This is a genomic window from Microbacterium saperdae, from assembly GCF_006716345.1.
Lineage (GTDB): Bacteria > Actinomycetota > Actinomycetes > Actinomycetales > Microbacteriaceae > Microbacterium > Microbacterium saperdae.
The window spans coordinates 225,875-240,995 of record NZ_VFOX01000002.1 but is presented as its reverse complement, the minus strand read 5'-3'; the positions used below and the strand labels follow the sequence as shown (position 1 = coordinate 240,995).

Genomic DNA, 15,121 nt, shown 5'->3' with positions numbered 1-15,121 from the left:
GAAGGTGACGCCGAGGCTGGAATCAGATCGAAAGGAATCTGATGCGCAGACTGTTCTACGCCGCGTTCGCCTCCATGCTCGTCGGCGTCGCCTCCGGACTCTTCTACCGGGAGTTCACCAAGCTCAACGACTTCCCCGAGGGGGCATCCACTCAGCTGGGCCTGGTGCACACGCACCTGCTCACACTCGGGTTCGTGGTGCTGCTGATCGTGCTGCTGCTCGAGAAGCAGTTCGCCCTGTCGCAGAGCCGCCTGTTCGGCTGGTTCTTCGGGACCTACATCGCCGGCCTCGTGCTGACCTCCGCGATGATGGTCTGGCACGGGTGCCTCACGGTGCTCGGGCTGGAGTCGTCGAAGATGATCGCCGGCATCGCGGGGCTCGGCCACATGCTCCTCACCGCCGGGATGATCCTGCTCTTCCTCGCTCTGCGTAAGCGCCTGGTCGCGCCGACCGCGGCGCCCGCGACCGAGATCGCCGTCCCCGTCGCCGCCTGATCGCTCCGGTCGCAGAGAGGCGCCTTGCTCGAGGAGAGCGGGTGCCTTTCCGCACCGGAACGGCCTGCGCGGAAACCAATGGATGACAGGGACCGAATCGATTCGATAAGCTGGTGGCTCCCCCGATCCGCACTCCAGTCCTGCGAGCTCTTCTTCATGGCCACCTCCCTCACCACGGGCCGCCCGTGGCGTGTCATCCTTGCCTTCTCCATCCCGCTCCTGCTCGGCAACGTCGTGCAGCAGCTGTACCAGTTCGCCGACGCCATCGTCGTGGGGCGCCACCTCGGCGTGGGCTCCCTCGCCGCCGTCGGCGCGACCGGCCCTCTGCTCTTCCTCCTGCTCGGCTTCGCCTGGGGACTGACCAGCGGATTCGCGATCCCGATCGCTCAGGCGTTCGGAGCGCGCAACGACGATGCGGTTCGGCGCTCGGTCGCGACCGGTGTGGTGCTCAGCGGCATCACGAGCATCGTGCTCATGGTCGGCGCCCCGTTGATCGCCGAACCCCTGCTGGCGGTGCTCCAGACTCCGCCCGAGCTCATGGCCGAAGCCACGATCTTCACGCAGATCAGCTTCCTCGGCGCCGGCGCCACGATGTTCTTCAACTACCTCTCGGCGATCATCCGGGCGATCGGAGATTCGCGCACCCCGCTGGTGTTCCTGACGGTGTCGTGCGCGCTGAACGTCGGGCTCGTCGTGCTCATGGTCGGCCCGTTGGAGTGGGGCGTCGGCGGCGCGGCCCTCGCGACCGTGATCGCCCAGGCCGTGTCGGTGGTGCTGTGCCTGGAGTTCGTGCGCCGTCGCCTCCCGATGCTGCACCTGCGCCGGGCGGACTGGCGCATCACTCGCGCGGACTTCGCCGAGCACCTGCGCCTGGGACTGCCGATGGGCTTCCAGGCCTCGATCATCGCGATCGGCACGCTCACGGTGCAGGTGGCGCTGAACACCCTCGGTGCCGACGCGGTCGCCGCGTACACGACGGCATCCCGCGTCGACAGCCTCGCCGTCGCACTGCTCTCCTCGCTCGGACTCGCCGTGTCGATGTATGCGGCGCAGAACCATGGCGGGCGTCGACCCGACCGCATCCGTCGAGGCGTCGTCGAGGCGACCTGGATGGCGATCGTCGCCGGTCTCGTGCTCGGTGGGCTGCTCATCGCGTTCGGCGCTCCGATGGTGCGCCTGTTCATCGGCGAGGGGTCGGATGAGGTCGTCGATCTCGCGCACCTCATGCTGATCGTCAACGGATGCGGCTACTGGGCGCTCGGCATGCTCTTCGTGCTCCGCGGTGCGCTGCAGGGCCTCGGCCACACGCTGGTGCCGACCGTCACCGGCGTCATCGAGCTCGTGATGCGCGTGGCGGCGGCCGTCGTGCTCGGCGCGATCTACGGATTCACCGGCGTCGCGCTCAGCAACCCGCTGGCGTGGGTGGGCGCGATCGTGCTCCTGGTGCCCGCGTACGTGCGGGCGCACCGTGCGCTCGGGCGCATGCCGGTGGATCCGATCGACGCGACCGAGACCTCGGCGATCGCGATCGTGGGGCCGACCGACGGCTCGATGGTCGTGGATGCCGTGATCACGCAGTCCGTGCCGGTCATCCGCACTTCGCGTCTGCGGCGCCTCGTGCTCACCCGACCGAAGCGCGGCGCTCGCCGCTGACGCCGTTCACCGCGTGCGCGAAAAGATCCTCCTGGAGGATGATGCGTGTCGCACCTGAGACGGATGGCTTATCCCGGACACTTTCATAGTGTGAAGAATGCGGATGTTCCGCAGACCGGGGGGTCATCATGACGACAATGAGAGTGGCCAATGACTTGGCCGCCGTGCTGGTGCCGATCGGCATCATCGGAGCCGCGCTGGCGGCGGTGTGCGCGATCGTGGCGGGGATCGCGATCATGCGAGGGGCCGGGGGGCTCATCGGCGGCGCGGTGGGTCTGTGGATCCCGTTCGCGTTGCTGAGCTTCACCGCATCGTTCGCGAATCAGTGGATGCCGTTGATCGCTGCGGGGGCAGCGCTCGCCGCGATGCTGATCCTCGGCGGAGTGGTGCGCGCGATCGTGAACGTCGCCGACGGCGGACATCCGTCGCGGAAGACGGTCACGGCGCCTGTGGTCGTCGGTGCGTCGCTCGCCTCGTCTGTGGTCAAGGCCTCGCCGGCGACATCGACGATCCCCGTCGTCTCGACGCCCTGAATCGGCGCCTGCCCACGGGGCAGGAGAAAGCCCCGCAGGAGGGAGATCCTGCGGGGCTCTCCGTGCGTCACGCCGTGCAGGCCGGATTCATGGCGGTGAAGCTGAACGGCCCGACCCAGATGTTCTGGTTCGGGCGCTCGCCGAGGGCTCGCCCTGAGTTGTTCGCGACGAAGGTGAGGTCGAAGGCACTCACCGACGGCACGGTGACGTTGACATTCCCCGCGGCGCTGGTGGGGATGACCTCGGGGTTCGGCGAGCCGGTGAAGGGGCGCCACGCATTGGTGCCGATCCCCTGGCCCCGAATCCAGTCGGAGTTGTACGTGCCGGTGCCCTGCGACACGTAGACGCGCTCCGCACCTCCGAGACCGTCCACGGCCTGCACGCCGTCGATGTCCTTGATCTTGTAGGTCAGGTTGTCGACGCTCACGGGAACGCCGTCGAGCGCGAAGCTGAACGTCACGCGCTCGCCTCCGCCGATGTTCCGCAGATCGGCCGTATCGAGCGACAGTCGTACGCTGGGCTGCGCCTCCCCACCCTGCGTGGCGGAATCCAGAACGAAGTTGTTCGTGGAGTTGATGGTCATGTTGCTGACGCCGTTGTGCACAGCCGTGAGTGTCAGAGTGAAGTCCTTGCCGTCGCCGAACAGGTTCACCCAGGTGAACACGGCCGACGTGGCGCTGAGCCTCGAGTAGGTCGCCGTCGTGGTGCTGATGGCTGCGGTGCACATCAGCGATGCCGCTGCGATCGGCGTGGCCACGGCGGCGGCGATGACGGGCAACGACCATGCGGCGCCCTGCACGACCGTCCTTCGTGTCAGGCCGCCCTCCGGCACTGCTGCGTCTTTCTTCTTCATCAGATCAAACTCCCCTTCGATTCGGACGAATATCGTCTTCACGGGGGAAATGAGTCGGTGTGATCTCGAAAGTGACGCCGGGGTGGAGAAGTCGTGGATCTTCTCAGCGGTAGTCGCGGTCGCGGTGCTGCCCCGCGTCGTCTCCGGACGCCACGCGGGCCGTCTCGCGGGCGCGCAGCTCGACCCGGCGGATCTTGCCCGAGATGGTCTTCGGCAGCTCGGGCACGAACTCGATGATCCGCACCCACAGGTGCGATGACAGGCGGTCGTGCGCGTAGGTGAAGATCGCGCGGGCCGCATCGACCTCGTCGGTGGCATCCGGATGCAGGCACACGTACGCCTTCGGCACCGAGAGGCGTGTGGGGTCGGGGCTCGGGATGACGGCCGCCTCGATCACGAGCTCGTGCTCGAGCAGCACGGATTCGAGCTCGAACGGCGAGATCTTGTAGTCGGATGCCTTGAACACGTCGTCGGCGCGGCCGATGTAGGTCAGGTAGCCGTCGGTGTCGCGCGAGGCGATGTCGCCGGTGTGATGGTAGCCGCCGATGCGGGATTCCGCCGTCTTCTCGGGATCGTCGTAGTACCCCGCCATGAGGCCGAGGGGTGCGTCGGCGAGATCGAGCGCGATCTCGCCCTCCCCGTCGACCACGGCTCCGGTCACCGGGTCGAGCAGCACCACGGGGTAACCGGGCAGCGGGCGCCCCATCGAGCCGACCTTGACCGTCTGGCCCGGCGAGTTGCCGATGCACGCGGTCATCTCGGTCTGACCGAAGCCGTCGCGGATCGTGCCGCCCCAGGCGTCGCGGACGCGGTCGATGACCTCGGGGTTGAGCGGCTCGCCCGCGCCGACGAGCTCACGCGGCGGGTGCGTGAGCCGGGCGAGGTCGGCCTGGATCAGCATCCGCCAGACGGTCGGCGGGGCGCAGAACGTCGAGACGTGATGCGTGTCCATGACCTGCATGAGCGTGTTCGCGTCGAAGCGGTCGTAGTTGTACACGAACACGGTGGCCTCGGCGAGGAACGGGGAGTAGAAGCTCGACCAGGCGTGCTTCGCCCATCCGGGCGACGAGATGTTGAGGTGCACGTCGTCGGGTCGCACGCCCAGCCACCACATGGTCGACAGGTGGCCGACCGGGTACGAGACGTGCGTGTGCTGCACGAGCTTCGGACGACTGGTCGTGCCGGAGGTGAAGTAGAGCAGTGCGGTGTCGGTCGCGGGAGTCGGGCCGTCGGGCTCGAAGGCGGTCGGCGCGCTCGCCGAATCGGCGAATCGTGTCCAGCCGGAGGGGAGGTCGTCGCCGACGCCGATGCGCAGGATGCCGTCGTCGACGCCCGCCAGCCGGTCGCTCAGAGTGCCGAGGGTCACCACGGCGCGGGCGCGGCCGTGCTCGATGCGGTACGCGAGGTCGGATGCGGACAGCAGCGTCGAGGTCGGGATCGACACCGCGCCGATCTTGGTGATCGCGAGCATCACCTCCCACAGCTCGATCGTGTTGCCCAGCATCACGATCACGTGGTCGCCGCGGCGGATGCCGAGTCCGGTCAGCCATGCGGCGACCTGGTCGGAGCGTGCGGCGAGCTCGCCGTATGTCCAGGCCTGCAGACTCAGGTCGGCCGACACGATCTGCACCGCCGGGCGATCGGGACTCTCGGTGGCGACGACGTCGAACCACTCGAGCGCGAAGTTGAACTCGTCGACCTGCGGCCACGCGAATCCGGCGCGCGCGGCGGCGTAGTCGGTCGCGTTCGCGAACAGGAAGTCGCGCATCTCGCGGATGGTGTGCGTGGCGGCGGTGGCACTGCGGCTCATGATGCTCCCTTGCTGGCGTGCAATCCATCCTCCCGCACGTAGCGCGGGAGCAGGCCGACGCCGTCGCGCAGTTCGAACACCAGCTGCGTCTCGGTGCCGCGCACGACGGAGTGCACCGTGATGTGCTCGAGCACGATGTCGCGCAGGGCTGTGGCGTCCTGCACGGCGACGTGCACGAGGAAGTCGTCGACGCCGGCGACATGGAACACCTGCAGCACACGGGGGATCGCGGCGAGCGCGTCGAACAGTGCGGTGACCTTCTGTCCGGTGTGGTTGGCGAGGCGCACCTTGATGATCGCCTGCAGCGGGAAGCCGACCGCGGCCTCATCGAGACGGATGCGCGTGTCGCGGATGATCCCGCGCTCGCGCAGCGACCGCACGCGATGTGCACAGGTCGACTCGGCGAGGTTCAGTCGGTGCGCCAGCGCCTTGTTCGTGATGTCCGCGTCATGGGTCAGGACGGCCAGGAGCTCGAGATCGATCTCGTCGAGCGGTGCGCCTTGTGCTTTCGCCAATGTCATCCTCCCTCGGATGCCGATTCTTGCTCAGAATAGCGATCTTAACGCTCTGGCTGGTGGATTCTGTCGATTCCACGCGGCAAATCCGCGATTCCGGCAACGTGGGAGCATGACTGCACCGCTGCATCCCGACACCATCGCCGTGCACAGCGGCCGCTCCGACCTCGAAGGTCTGGGGGTCCATGCGCTGCCGATCGACCTGTCGACCACGAACCCCCTGCCCGACATCGAACGCGGCGGCGACTCGTACGAGGCGATGGCGACCGGCGGGCGGCCGCCGGCGGACGGCAGCATGGTCTACGCGCGGCTGTGGAACCCGACCGTCGCGCGGTTCGAGGAGGCGCTCGCCGAGCTCGAGCACGCCGAGGCGTCCGTGGCGTTCGCGTCGGGGATGGCCGCGATGACCGCGGTGATCCTCGCCCACACCGGCGCGACCGGGCTGCGCCACGTGGTCGCGGTGCGTCCGCTCTACGGCGGTACCGACCACCTGCTCGGCTCCGGACTGCTCGGCGTCGAGACGACCTACTGCCACCCGGATGAGGTCGCGGCGAGCATCCGTCCCGACACCGGTCTGGTCGTGCTGGAGACGCCGGCCAACCCCACGCTCGAGCTCTCCGACATCGCTGACGTCGTGCGCCAGGCCGGTGCGGTGCCCGTGGTCGTCGACAACACCTTCGCGACCCCGGTGCTGCAGAACCCGATCGATCTGGGTGCCGCGATGTCGCTGCACAGCGCCACGAAGTACCTGGGTGGCCACGGCGATGCGATCGCGGGCGTGGTGGCGTGCAGCGAGCAGACCGCCGAGGCGTTGCGCCGGGTGCGTGCGGTGACCGGGGGGCTGCTGCATCCGCTCGGTGCCTATCTGCTGCATCGGGGCCTCACCACGCTGCCGGTGCGGATGCGCCAGCAGCAGGAGAACGCCCGCCGCGTGGTGCAGTGGCTGATCGACCGACCAGAGGTCGCCGAGGTGTTCTATCCGGGACTCGACGGTGATCCGCGCGGCATCCTCGCGCGGCAGATGCGGGGCACCGGCGCGATGATCGCGATGCGGATGCAGGGAGGATACGCCGCGGCATCGGCCGTCACGACGGCGACGACGCTCTTCACGCACGCGGTGTCGCTGGGCGGCGTGGACTCCCTGATCCAGCATCCGGCGGCGCTGACCCACCGACCGGTGCCGCCCGAGGCGCGACCGGCCGCGGATGTGCTGAGGCTGTCGATCGGCCTCGAGAACGTCGACGACCTGATCGCCGACCTCGCGCAGGCGTTCGCGGCGTTGCCCGCCGTCGTCGGCGCCTCGCCGCTGCCGGAAGAGGTCGTGCGGGCCTGAGTGCCGGTTCGGCGGTCTTGTTGCTCCCTGCAGACCTCGCCTAGGGTCGTGACCGTGCCCCACCAGCCTTTCGCCGACCTGCGCGTATCCGGCCGGCCATCGCTCTCCCATGTCGACCTCGTGGAGCTCGACGGCCTCCGCTTCTCAGACGGACTCGGATTCCCGCCGTCGTACCGGGGGTACATTCGTCACGCGGGCTGGGCGCGTCTCGTCGGACTGTGGTTGATCTACCCGCCGGTGCTCGCCGGCTGGGCTGATGGTCTCTCCGGGCGTGGCGGCGCGCTGACGCGGCGGTTCCGCGAGGCCTATGAGGACGGCCGTGTCGAGGAGTTCGATTGGATGGTCGAGCCGGACGGTTCGTGGGAGCTCGTCGCCTCCCTCGAAGTCTTCGGGTGGAGCGAGAACGGCGACTACCTGCTGTGGGACACGTCCTCGCGCACCCCGGACGGTGAGTTCCCCGTCTGGGTGTCGTGGGGAGGCGACGGGCTTCATCGCGCGGGTGCTGATCTCCGCGAGGCTCTCCTCATGATCTGCGGGCGCGTCGAGGGCTGGACGAGCGCATCCCGGGACGAACTGCACCCGCTGGAGCCTTCGCCTCTGTGACGGGCCGCTCGACGACGCCGCTTCGCCGTCAACCAGGAAGGCGGATGGTGCCCGTCGCCAGGCGCTCGGTGGGCATGCGGTCGCGGTCGTAGGTGATCTTGTCGTAGCCGTGCGGGCTGGGCACGCCATCCTCGTCGAGGCTCACGAAGACGATCTTCTCGATCGTGAGGATGCGCTTGCGCGTGATCATGTTGCGTGCCACCGCGCGCATCGTCAGCGAGGTGTTCCCGAAATGCGTGGCCTGCAGGCCGATCTCGATCAGGTCGCCCTGCACCGCGGACGCCTCGAAGTTGATCTCGGAGATGTGCTTGGTGACCGCGCGGTAGTTGCCGAGCTGCACGATCGCGTAGATCGCGGCCTCCTCATCGATCCACTTCAGCAGGCTTCCGCCGAACAGCGACCCGTTCGCGTTGAGGTCCTCGGGGCGCACCCATTTGCGGGTGCGGAAATTGAGTCCGTCTTCCGACCATGCCGGTGCCTTCTGCTTCGCCATGTGCCGAGCGTAGGAGCGTCGTGAGTCCGCGGTGTTACGACGAGTTTTCGCGGAGATGCGCGTCGACAGCGGCATCCGTCTGCTGCGAGCAGAGCGGCCCAGGGCAGAATCGAGCCGGAGCCGGCGGATGACGGCGGAAGCTGAAGGCATGAGCGAAGACAACCCCATCCCGCAGTTCGGGCCCGAGGCCCGCCGCGCGCTGTTCCACGAGCGGGTGCTCGTGCTCGACGGCGCTCTCGACGACGACAACGGCACGCTGCTCATGACACAGCTGCTGACGCTGTCTGCCGAAGATCCCGCCACCGACATCGCGCTCTGGATCCACTCGCCGGGGGGATCCGTGCCGTCGATGCTCGCGATCCGCGACATCATGCGACTGATCCCGAACGACGTGACCACCCTCGCGCTCGGACTCGCGTGCAGCGCCGGGCAGTTCCTGCTGTCGGCCGGCACGCAGGGCAAGCGGCGGGCGTTGCCGCATGCCCGCATCCTGATGCATCAGGGGTCGGCGGGCATCGGCGGCTCGGCGGGCGAGATCGAGACCCAGGCCGACGATCTGCGCCACATGCGCGACACCGTCCTCGGGCTCATCGCCGCCGACACCGGGCAGCCCGTCGCGCGCATCTTCGAGGACTCGCTCCACGACCGCTGGTACACCGCGAGCCAGGCGCAGGACTACGGCTTCATCGACGGGATCATCGCATCGATCGATGAGGTGATGCCGCGCAGGCGTGCCCGCGTCGGACTGGGGGTCGGCGCATGAGCGGCTACACGATCCCGAACGTGATCGCGCAGCATCCGCGCGGGGAACGCATCATGGACGTCTACTCGCACCTGCTCGCCGAGCGCGTGATCTACCTGGGCACCGGCATCGACGCGGGGGTCGCGAACGCGCTGATCGCGCAGCTGCTGCACCTCGATGCGGACAGCCCCGAGACCGGCATCCAGTTCTACATCAACAGCGAGGGCGGCGACCCCGGTGCCGCGCTGGCGATCTACGACACGCTGCAGCACATCCGCCCCCGCATCGCGACGACGTGCGTCGGACAGGCGATCGGACCTGCGGCTCTGCTGGTCGCGGCCGGAGCCGCGGGGGAGCGGTCGGCGCTCGCCCACGCGCGGATCGTGTTGCACCAACCGGCCGGACAGTCGCGCGGCGCGATTCCCGACCTGATCCTCGCGGCCGACGAGGTGGTGCGGGTACGCAGCGACATGGAGGAGATCCTCGCCAGGCACACCGGACGCACGGTGGTCGAGTTGCGCGCCGACACCGATCGCGACCGGGTGTTCACGGCCTCGGCGGCGCGGGATTACGGGCTGATCGATGCGGTGCTGGGGGCGCGCGTGGAGTGATCCCGCGGGCTGCTGCAGCTCAGGCCGCGAGCGCGAATGCCCCGCGCGACACCGACACGGCAGCGGATGCCGGAACCGCGGCCGAGCGCAACTCATCCGCCACGGCGCTGGTGAGCTCGATCAGGCTGGTGTCGAGCGCTCCGGCGATCGCGGCGATCATCTCGCTCGACGGCTCTTTGCGCCCGCGCTCGACCTCGGAGAGGTACTGCGGGGACACACCGGCCTTCTCGGCGGTCTCGGTGAGCGTCTCGTCACGGTCGTGTCGTCGGCGGCGCAGCTGGTCGCCGAGCAGGTGGCGCCACAGCGGCTCGGGGTCGCTGAGGCGGGGGCGAGCGGGGCGCGGTGCGCGCGGGAACGGGACGATGTCGGCCATGCCTCACGATAATCCGCGGCATCCGGGCGGTTCGAGGGTTTCTGCTCAGAGCAGAACGCTCAGACCTCGGAGCGATCCGGAGCCGGCGCGGCCTGATCGACGGGTGCGGCGGCCGCAGCATCCGTCGCCGCCCAGCTGGCCAGCATCTTGAGCTTGTCGGCCGAGGCGCTGCCGGGCTCGGCCGTGTAGGTCGACAGCTGCAGGCCGGGGTCTGCCGGCAGCTCGAACGCCTCGTAGGTCAGCTCCATCTCGCCGACCACCGGGTGGTTGATGCGCTTCACTCCGGAGCGGTGATACCGCACATTGTGCGCGGCCCACAGCGTGCGGAAGCGCTCGCTGCGCGTCGACAGCTCACCGACCAGGTCGCTGAGCTTGCGGTCGTAGGGGTTGCGTCCGGCCTCGCCGCGCATCGCCGCGACGAGCTCCTGGGTGTTGCGATCCCACTCGGGGTAGAAGTCCTGCGCGGCCGGATTCAGGAACGCGAAGCGGGCGCTGTTCGGATGCGGCTCCGCGAGCAGCGGCGCATACAGCGCTCGGCCCAGCGCGTTGGCGGCGAGGTAGTCGAAGTAGTTGTTGCGCACGGCCGCGGGTGCCTCGGTGATCGCGTCGAGCAGGCGGAGGATGCTGGGCCGCAGCTCTTCCGACTTCTTCCGCGGCTTGCGGGCCATCGGCGAGGTGTTCGCGGCGCGCGCCAGGTCGAACAGGTGCGCGGTCTCGGCGTCGTCCAGCTGGAGTGCCCTCGCGAGCGCATCGAGCACGCTCTCGGAGGCGCCGGACAGGTCGCCGCGCTCGAGCCGCGTGTAGTAGTCGACGCTCACTCCCGCGAGCAGAGACACCTCTTCCCGGCGCAGGCCCGGCACCCGTCGGTTCCCACCGAACGCGGGCAGACCGACCTGGTCGGGGGTGAGGCGTGCGCGCCTCGTCGAGAGGAACTCGCGCACTTCGCTCCGGGTGTCCATGGCTTCGACGGTACGCCGTCTGCGGTCCGGAAGGGAGGTACTGGCAGTACCGGGAACCTACAGCGCCGCGGTCACGCCGGGCAGCAGCTTGTCGAGGATCGTGCTGAGCTGGTCGCGCTCTTCCGGGCTGAGCGGGTCGAGCACCAGGTCACGCACCTGATCGACGTGCACGGGCGCAGCGGTGCGCAGCATCTCCCTGCCCTCCGGCGTCAACGTCGCCGAGAGCGTGCGCTTGTCGGAATGGCAGGAGGTGCGACTGACCCAGCCGCGCTCCTCGAGGGAATCGAGGGCATGGCTCAGGCGTGATCGGCTCAATCCTGCGATGTGGGCGAGCTCGGTCATGGTCACCGCCCCGTCGTTCTGTCCGGCGAGCGTCACCAGGATCGCGTAGCGGGCGTGGTTCAGGCCCACTTCGTCCTTCAGTGTGCGGTCGAGCACCTGCGGCAGCAGCTGGACGAACCGGATGACGGGGAGCCAGGTCGCCATCTCGCTGTCGTCGAGGCGACGCGGGTGCCGCAGCTCCGCCGTCATGGTGCCCTCCTGGAGTGTCATGCGGCGGAGAGGTCGAGCGTGTGTGCCGTGTGGTCCCGCTTCGCCTGCAGGTAGCGCGAGTTCGACTCCGACAGGTGCACCTCCGTGGGGACCCGCTCGGTGACCTCGATGCCGAGCGCCTCGAGCTGCACCGCCTTGTCGGGGTTGTTGCTCAGCAGACGGATCGCATCGGTGCCGACCGCGCGGAGCATCTGTGCGGCGACCGTGTAGTCGCGCTCGTCCTCGCCGTGGCCGAGGGCGACGTTCGCCTCGTAGGTGTCGAGTCCGGCGTCCTGCAGTGCGTAGGCGTCGAGCTTGGCGTACAGGCCGATGCCGCGTCCCTCCTGGCGGAGGTAGAGCAGGAAGCCGCCTTCTGCCGCGATCCGCTCCACGGCTTCACGCAACTGCGGGCCGCAGTCGCAGCGCTCGGAGCCGAAGACATCACCGGTCAGGCATTCGCTGTGCGGTCGCACGAGGGGAGCGTCTCCGCCGTCGGCCGCCCGGTCGAGCGCGGCGCGCCAGTCGCCGAGTCCGAGCAGCAGGTGCTCGCGGGCGTCGACCAGCCCGTCGAAGGTCACGACGTCGGCCGTGGTCGAGAAGCCGTCGCCGAAACGCAGCGGCACGCGGACGCGGGTGCGTTCCGTGGCGACCGGAGCGACGGTTGAAGTTTCAATCATGTGGGGTGAAACGCGGCATCCTCCGAAGTATTCCCGGACCCGCGGAGATCCGGGGCTAATCCCGCACACGCCGCCGCACGAGCTTCAGCTCGCTGGCGAGGATGCCGAGCACCACGAGTGCCCCGCCGATCAGCGCCGTGGCGGGCAGGCGCTCGCCGGCGATACGGCCGATGATGCCCGCCCAGACCGGCTCGCCGGCATAGATGATGGTGGCCCGCGTGGGGGAGACCGATTTCTGCGCCCAGTTCATCGTGAGCTGGATGATGCAGCTCGCCGCCCCCAGACCCACCGCGCAACCGACCCAGATCCACGAGAACTCCGGAACGCTCTCCCCGGTCACCGGCATCGTGAGCAGACCCAGGACTCCGGCCGTGAGCAGCTGGATGATCGTGATGCGGCCCAGGTCGATCCTGCCCGCGAACACGCTGATCAGGATGATCTCCGCCGCGATCGGCAGAGTGCTGAGCATGGTCGCGATCTCGCCGGCACCCAGCGTCAAGGTGAGGGCGTCGGGCCCGGCGATGAGCACGAGTCCGACGAACGCGAGTCCCGCGCCGACGAAGGCCATGGCGGGCGGGCGCTTGCGGAACACGGCCCACTGCGCGAACGGCACCATCGGCACGTACATCGCGGTGATGAAGGCGGAGGTGCTGCTGTCGATCGTCTGCAGGCCGACCGTCTGCAGACCGTAGCCGAGGTAGATCATCACGCCGATCGCGACGCCGGCCCCGATGTCGCGCCAGCGGATGCCGCGCAGCACGCGTCGGAAGATGACGACGCTGATCAGACCGGCGACGAGGAACCGGATGCCGACGAAGAACCACGGGCCGGAATGCTGCATCGCCCAGTGCACGAGCAGGAACGTGCTGCCCCAGATCGCGGTGACCGCGATGAGGGCCGTCTCCTGGGGGCGCAAGCGCATCCAACGCAGGGTGGAGGGCATGGAAGAGGCCCTTTCTCGACGGTGCCGGATCGAGCCTACCTCCGCGGGTGTGCCGTCTCGACGTCAGAAAGGGTCATGCAGGCCGGATGTCGGCGGCGACTGGGTAGCCTCGCAGAATGAGCAACTTCACGAGCGTCGACGAGCTGCACGCCCTGCTGACCGAGGGGGCATCCGTGCGGGTGCTCGACGTGCGGTGGCGTCTGGATCGCCCCGACGGTCACGCGGAGTACCTCGAGGGGCACATCCCCGGAGCGGTGTACGTCCCCCTCCACTCCGAGCTGGCCACGCACGGCGAACCCTCGGAGGGGCGCCACCCGCTGCCCTCGACCGAGACGCTGCAGGCGGCAGCACGCCGCTGGGGCGTGCGCGCCGGAGACATCGTGGTCGCGTACGACGACGCGAAGGGGCTCGCCGCGGCTCGCGCCTGGTGGCTGCTGCGTCAGGGCGGCATCGACGTCCGCGTGCTCGCCGGCGGCATCCGTGCGTGGAAGGCGGCCGGCCTGCCGGTCGACACCGACGATGTGTCCCCCGAAGCCGGAGACGTGGCGCTCGACGAGATCGGCGGCGAGGCGCTGACGATCGACGAAGCCGCCGCCTTCTCGGCATCCGGTGTGCTGCTCGACGTCCGTGCGCCGGAGCGCTACAGCGGAGAGACCGAGCCTCTCGATCCCGTGGCCGGGCACATCCCCGGCGCGGTGAACCTCCCGACCGGGCTGCACCTCGACCCGGAGGGCAAGATCCTCGACCGCACCACGGTGCTGAAGACGTTCGCGAGCGTCGGCGTCACGCCCGGCGCTTCTGTCGCGGCCTACTGCGGCTCCGGCATCACAGCGGCGCACACGGTGCTCGTCCTCGACGAGGTCGGCATCGACGCCCGGGTCTTCCCCGGATCGTGGAGCCAGTGGTCGAACACCCCCGGCCGTCCCGTCGCGACCGGCGACCAGCCCGGCTGAGCGGCACCGGGGTCACTCCCGCGGGCCGTATCCCCACGTCAGCTCGATCGCACCGGGGCCGAAAGCCCGTCGCACCTGATGCACCGAGGTGCCGCCGTCGAGCGTCACCTCCGCGACCGTCGTGCCCGTCGGGGTCTCGATGCGCTCTTCGCACCAGTCCGGGAGAGCGTCGGGGTGGAAGCGGGTCCACACCAGCAGTTCACGGCACTGGCGAGCGACCGCATGACCCGTCTCGCGCATCGTCGGATACCCCGGCGGATACTCGATCGACCACTCCACCACGGTCGTGTTCGGCGCCGTCACCGGCGTATCGAACTCGAACAGCACCCCGTGCACCTCTCCGTTGGGGTGGGAGTACCGCTGCGTGATCCTGCCGCCGGACACCGCCGAGATGAGCGGTGGCGGGGTGTCCACGCCGGGTGTGAGCTCGAGGAACGGCGTGGCGGTGATCGTTCCGCTCGTGGACTGCACGATGCTGCGCGTGATGCAGTACGCCACGTTGCCGTCGGCGTCGACATCCGTCACCGAGTGCGTCGTCACCTCCCGCGACATGTCGGGGTACGGGGCGCCGAGCGCGGCATAGGCGTCGCGCACCGCGCGTTCGATGGCCTGTTCGTCGATGGGGAACTGGATCGGTCCGAGCGGCCCCGTCCGATTCGTCGGTCCGAGATGCTTGGTCAGGAAGCCCCGGTCGAGGTCGAGCAGATCCTCGAGATCGGCCACGGCCGCGAGCGACTGTGCGCCCTCGGGTCGGCGCGCCCCCGATCGCCAGTAGCTCAGCGTCGCGAGCGACACCCGGTTGCCCCGCGCGCGCAGCTTCTCCTGCAGCCTCGACAACGTCATCCTCTTGGCGTTGATGGCGTCCCGGAGCGCGCCGGCGAAGGCTTCGGCGCCGGTCTCCTTCGAGTCGCTTCCGATACTCATCACAGACCCCCTCCGGTATGTGAAGACAACATCTTTAGAGTGAGCTTACGACCGCGCACGTGCGCCCCAAGGGACGGGGTGGAGGTGTGGGGTCACTCGGCTGACTCGACGCAGGCAGGGT

The 15,121-nt window shown here is 69.0% G+C and carries 18 protein-coding genes; 8 read left to right on the top strand and 10 right to left on the bottom strand.

Annotation, left to right across the window (positions count from 1 at the left end; genetic code table 11):
* Positions 1-41 precede the first annotated feature (41 nt).
* From FB560_RS15760 to FB560_RS15750, 3 genes are all read left to right on the top strand, one after another.
* A complete protein-coding gene (locus FB560_RS15760; protein ID WP_141873468.1) occupies positions 42-494 on the top strand; it encodes a DUF2871 domain-containing protein in 453 nt (150 codons plus the stop codon).
* A gap of 156 nt (positions 495-650) precedes the next feature.
* Complete coding sequence (locus FB560_RS15755) at positions 651-2,147, top strand: MATE family efflux transporter (RefSeq protein WP_141873467.1); 1,497 nt, start codon at positions 651-653, stop codon at positions 2,145-2,147.
* Between the two features lie 128 nt (positions 2,148-2,275).
* Positions 2,276-2,680 (top strand): hypothetical protein, encoded by a 405-nt coding sequence (locus FB560_RS15750; protein ID WP_141873466.1) that lies wholly within the window; start codon positions 2,276-2,278, stop codon positions 2,678-2,680.
* 67 nt (positions 2,681-2,747) lie between these two features.
* On the opposite strand, the gene FB560_RS15745 is transcribed toward FB560_RS15750, so the two are convergent.
* From FB560_RS15745 to FB560_RS15735, 3 genes are all read right to left on the bottom strand, one after another.
* Entirely contained in the window at positions 2,748-3,533 is a 786-nt protein-coding gene (locus FB560_RS15745; protein WP_141873465.1) for a hypothetical protein, read from the bottom strand.
* Between the two features lie 103 nt (positions 3,534-3,636).
* On the bottom strand, positions 3,637-5,343 hold the full coding sequence (locus FB560_RS15740) for an AMP-binding protein (protein WP_141873464.1): 1,707 nt from the start codon (positions 5,341-5,343) through the stop codon (positions 3,637-3,639).
* The gene (locus tag FB560_RS15735; RefSeq protein ID WP_141873463.1) at positions 5,340-5,864 is read right to left on the bottom strand and encodes an Lrp/AsnC family transcriptional regulator; all 525 of its coding nucleotides are present in this window, start codon (positions 5,862-5,864) and stop codon (positions 5,340-5,342) included. Before FB560_RS15735 ends, FB560_RS15740 begins: the two co-directional genes overlap by 4 nt.
* A gap of 106 nt (positions 5,865-5,970) precedes the next feature.
* On the opposite strand from FB560_RS15735, the gene FB560_RS15730 reads away from it, so the two are divergent.
* Both FB560_RS15730 and FB560_RS15725 read left to right on the top strand, forming a co-directional pair.
* Positions 5,971-7,191: a trans-sulfuration enzyme family protein gene (locus FB560_RS15730; protein WP_141873462.1), complete on the top strand. Its 1,221-nt coding sequence runs from the start codon at positions 5,971-5,973 to the stop codon at positions 7,189-7,191.
* Between the two features lie 48 nt (positions 7,192-7,239).
* A complete protein-coding gene (locus tag FB560_RS15725) occupies positions 7,240-7,794 on the top strand; it encodes a hypothetical protein (protein ID WP_211350002.1) in 555 nt (184 codons plus the stop codon).
* A gap of 28 nt (positions 7,795-7,822) precedes the next feature.
* On the opposite strand, the gene FB560_RS15720 is transcribed toward FB560_RS15725, so the two are convergent.
* A complete protein-coding gene (locus FB560_RS15720; RefSeq protein WP_141873461.1) occupies positions 7,823-8,287 on the bottom strand; it encodes an acyl-CoA thioesterase in 465 nt (154 codons plus the stop codon).
* A 148-nt stretch (positions 8,288-8,435) separates the two neighbouring features.
* Between FB560_RS15720 and FB560_RS15715 the strand changes: the two genes are divergently transcribed.
* A complete protein-coding gene (locus tag FB560_RS15715) occupies positions 8,436-9,050 on the top strand; it encodes a ClpP family protease (protein ID WP_141873460.1) in 615 nt (204 codons plus the stop codon).
* On the top strand, positions 9,047-9,640 hold the full coding sequence (locus tag FB560_RS15710) for a ClpP family protease (protein ID WP_141873459.1): 594 nt from the start codon (positions 9,047-9,049) through the stop codon (positions 9,638-9,640). Before FB560_RS15715 ends, FB560_RS15710 begins: the two co-directional genes overlap by 4 nt.
* Before the next feature lie 19 nt (positions 9,641-9,659).
* Here FB560_RS15710 and FB560_RS15705 read toward each other — a convergent pair whose 3' ends face one another.
* The 5 genes from FB560_RS15705 to FB560_RS15685 are packed head-to-tail and all read right to left on the bottom strand — an operon-like array spanning position 9,660 to position 13,123.
* Complete coding sequence (locus tag FB560_RS15705) at positions 9,660-10,013, bottom strand: helix-turn-helix domain-containing protein (RefSeq protein ID WP_141873458.1); 354 nt, start codon at positions 10,011-10,013, stop codon at positions 9,660-9,662.
* A 59-nt stretch (positions 10,014-10,072) separates the two neighbouring features.
* Positions 10,073-10,972 (bottom strand): helix-turn-helix transcriptional regulator, encoded by a 900-nt coding sequence (locus FB560_RS15700; protein WP_141873457.1) that lies wholly within the window; start codon positions 10,970-10,972, stop codon positions 10,073-10,075.
* 57 nt (positions 10,973-11,029) lie between these two features.
* Entirely contained in the window at positions 11,030-11,524 is a 495-nt protein-coding gene (locus tag FB560_RS15695) for a MarR family winged helix-turn-helix transcriptional regulator (protein WP_229672872.1), read from the bottom strand.
* Positions 11,521-12,180, bottom strand: coding sequence for a GTP cyclohydrolase II (locus FB560_RS15690; protein ID WP_141873456.1), 660 nt, complete (start codon positions 12,178-12,180; stop codon positions 11,521-11,523). Before FB560_RS15690 ends, FB560_RS15695 begins: the two co-directional genes overlap by 4 nt.
* A gap of 55 nt (positions 12,181-12,235) precedes the next feature.
* Positions 12,236-13,123, bottom strand: a complete 888-nt coding sequence (locus FB560_RS15685) for a DMT family transporter (RefSeq protein WP_170198181.1) — start codon at positions 13,121-13,123, stop codon at positions 12,236-12,238.
* 116 nt (positions 13,124-13,239) lie between these two features.
* Between FB560_RS15685 and FB560_RS15680 the strand changes: the two genes are divergently transcribed.
* Positions 13,240-14,076 carry a sulfurtransferase gene (locus tag FB560_RS15680; protein ID WP_141873455.1) on the top strand — a complete coding sequence of 279 codons (837 nt, stop codon included), beginning with the start codon at positions 13,240-13,242 and terminating at the stop codon, positions 14,074-14,076.
* A gap of 12 nt (positions 14,077-14,088) precedes the next feature.
* Here FB560_RS15680 and FB560_RS15675 read toward each other — a convergent pair whose 3' ends face one another.
* Entirely contained in the window at positions 14,089-15,000 is a 912-nt protein-coding gene (locus FB560_RS15675) for a hypothetical protein (RefSeq protein WP_141873454.1), read from the bottom strand.
* Between the last annotated feature and the right edge of the window lie 121 nt (positions 15,001-15,121).

Bases quoted from the DNA above. Each gene is read 5' to 3' on its own strand.
- FB560_RS15760 (WP_141873468.1), top strand. From the start codon at position 42: ATGCGCAGACTGTTCTACGCCGCGTTCGCCTCCATGCTCGTCGGCGTC.
- FB560_RS15755 (WP_141873467.1), top strand. From the start codon at position 651: ATGGCCACCTCCCTCACCACGGGCCGCCCGTGGCGTGTCATCCTTGCC.
- FB560_RS15750 (WP_141873466.1), top strand. From the start codon at position 2,276: ATGACGACAATGAGAGTGGCCAATGACTTGGCCGCCGTGCTGGTGCCG.
- FB560_RS15745 (WP_141873465.1), bottom strand. From the start codon at position 3,533: ATGAAGAAGAAAGACGCAGCAGTGCCGGAGGGCGGCCTGACACGAAGG.
- FB560_RS15740 (WP_141873464.1), bottom strand. From the start codon at position 5,343: ATGAGCCGCAGTGCCACCGCCGCCACGCACACCATCCGCGAGATGCGC.
- FB560_RS15735 (WP_141873463.1), bottom strand. From the start codon at position 5,864: ATGACATTGGCGAAAGCACAAGGCGCACCGCTCGACGAGATCGATCTC.
- FB560_RS15730 (WP_141873462.1), top strand. From the start codon at position 5,971: ATGACTGCACCGCTGCATCCCGACACCATCGCCGTGCACAGCGGCCGC.
- FB560_RS15720 (WP_141873461.1), bottom strand. From the start codon at position 8,287: ATGGCGAAGCAGAAGGCACCGGCATGGTCGGAAGACGGACTCAATTTC.
- FB560_RS15715 (WP_141873460.1), top strand. From the start codon at position 8,436: ATGAGCGAAGACAACCCCATCCCGCAGTTCGGGCCCGAGGCCCGCCGC.
- FB560_RS15710 (WP_141873459.1), top strand. From the start codon at position 9,047: ATGAGCGGCTACACGATCCCGAACGTGATCGCGCAGCATCCGCGCGGG.
- FB560_RS15705 (WP_141873458.1), bottom strand. From the start codon at position 10,013: ATGGCCGACATCGTCCCGTTCCCGCGCGCACCGCGCCCCGCTCGCCCC.
- FB560_RS15700 (WP_141873457.1), bottom strand. From the start codon at position 10,972: ATGGACACCCGGAGCGAAGTGCGCGAGTTCCTCTCGACGAGGCGCGCA.
- FB560_RS15695 (WP_229672872.1), bottom strand. From the start codon at position 11,524: ATGACACTCCAGGAGGGCACCATGACGGCGGAGCTGCGGCACCCGCGT.
- FB560_RS15690 (WP_141873456.1), bottom strand. From the start codon at position 12,180: ATGATTGAAACTTCAACCGTCGCTCCGGTCGCCACGGAACGCACCCGC.
- FB560_RS15685 (WP_170198181.1), bottom strand. From the start codon at position 13,123: ATGCCCTCCACCCTGCGTTGGATGCGCTTGCGCCCCCAGGAGACGGCC.
- FB560_RS15680 (WP_141873455.1), top strand. From the start codon at position 13,240: ATGAGCAACTTCACGAGCGTCGACGAGCTGCACGCCCTGCTGACCGAG.
- FB560_RS15675 (WP_141873454.1), bottom strand. From the start codon at position 15,000: ATGAGTATCGGAAGCGACTCGAAGGAGACCGGCGCCGAAGCCTTCGCC.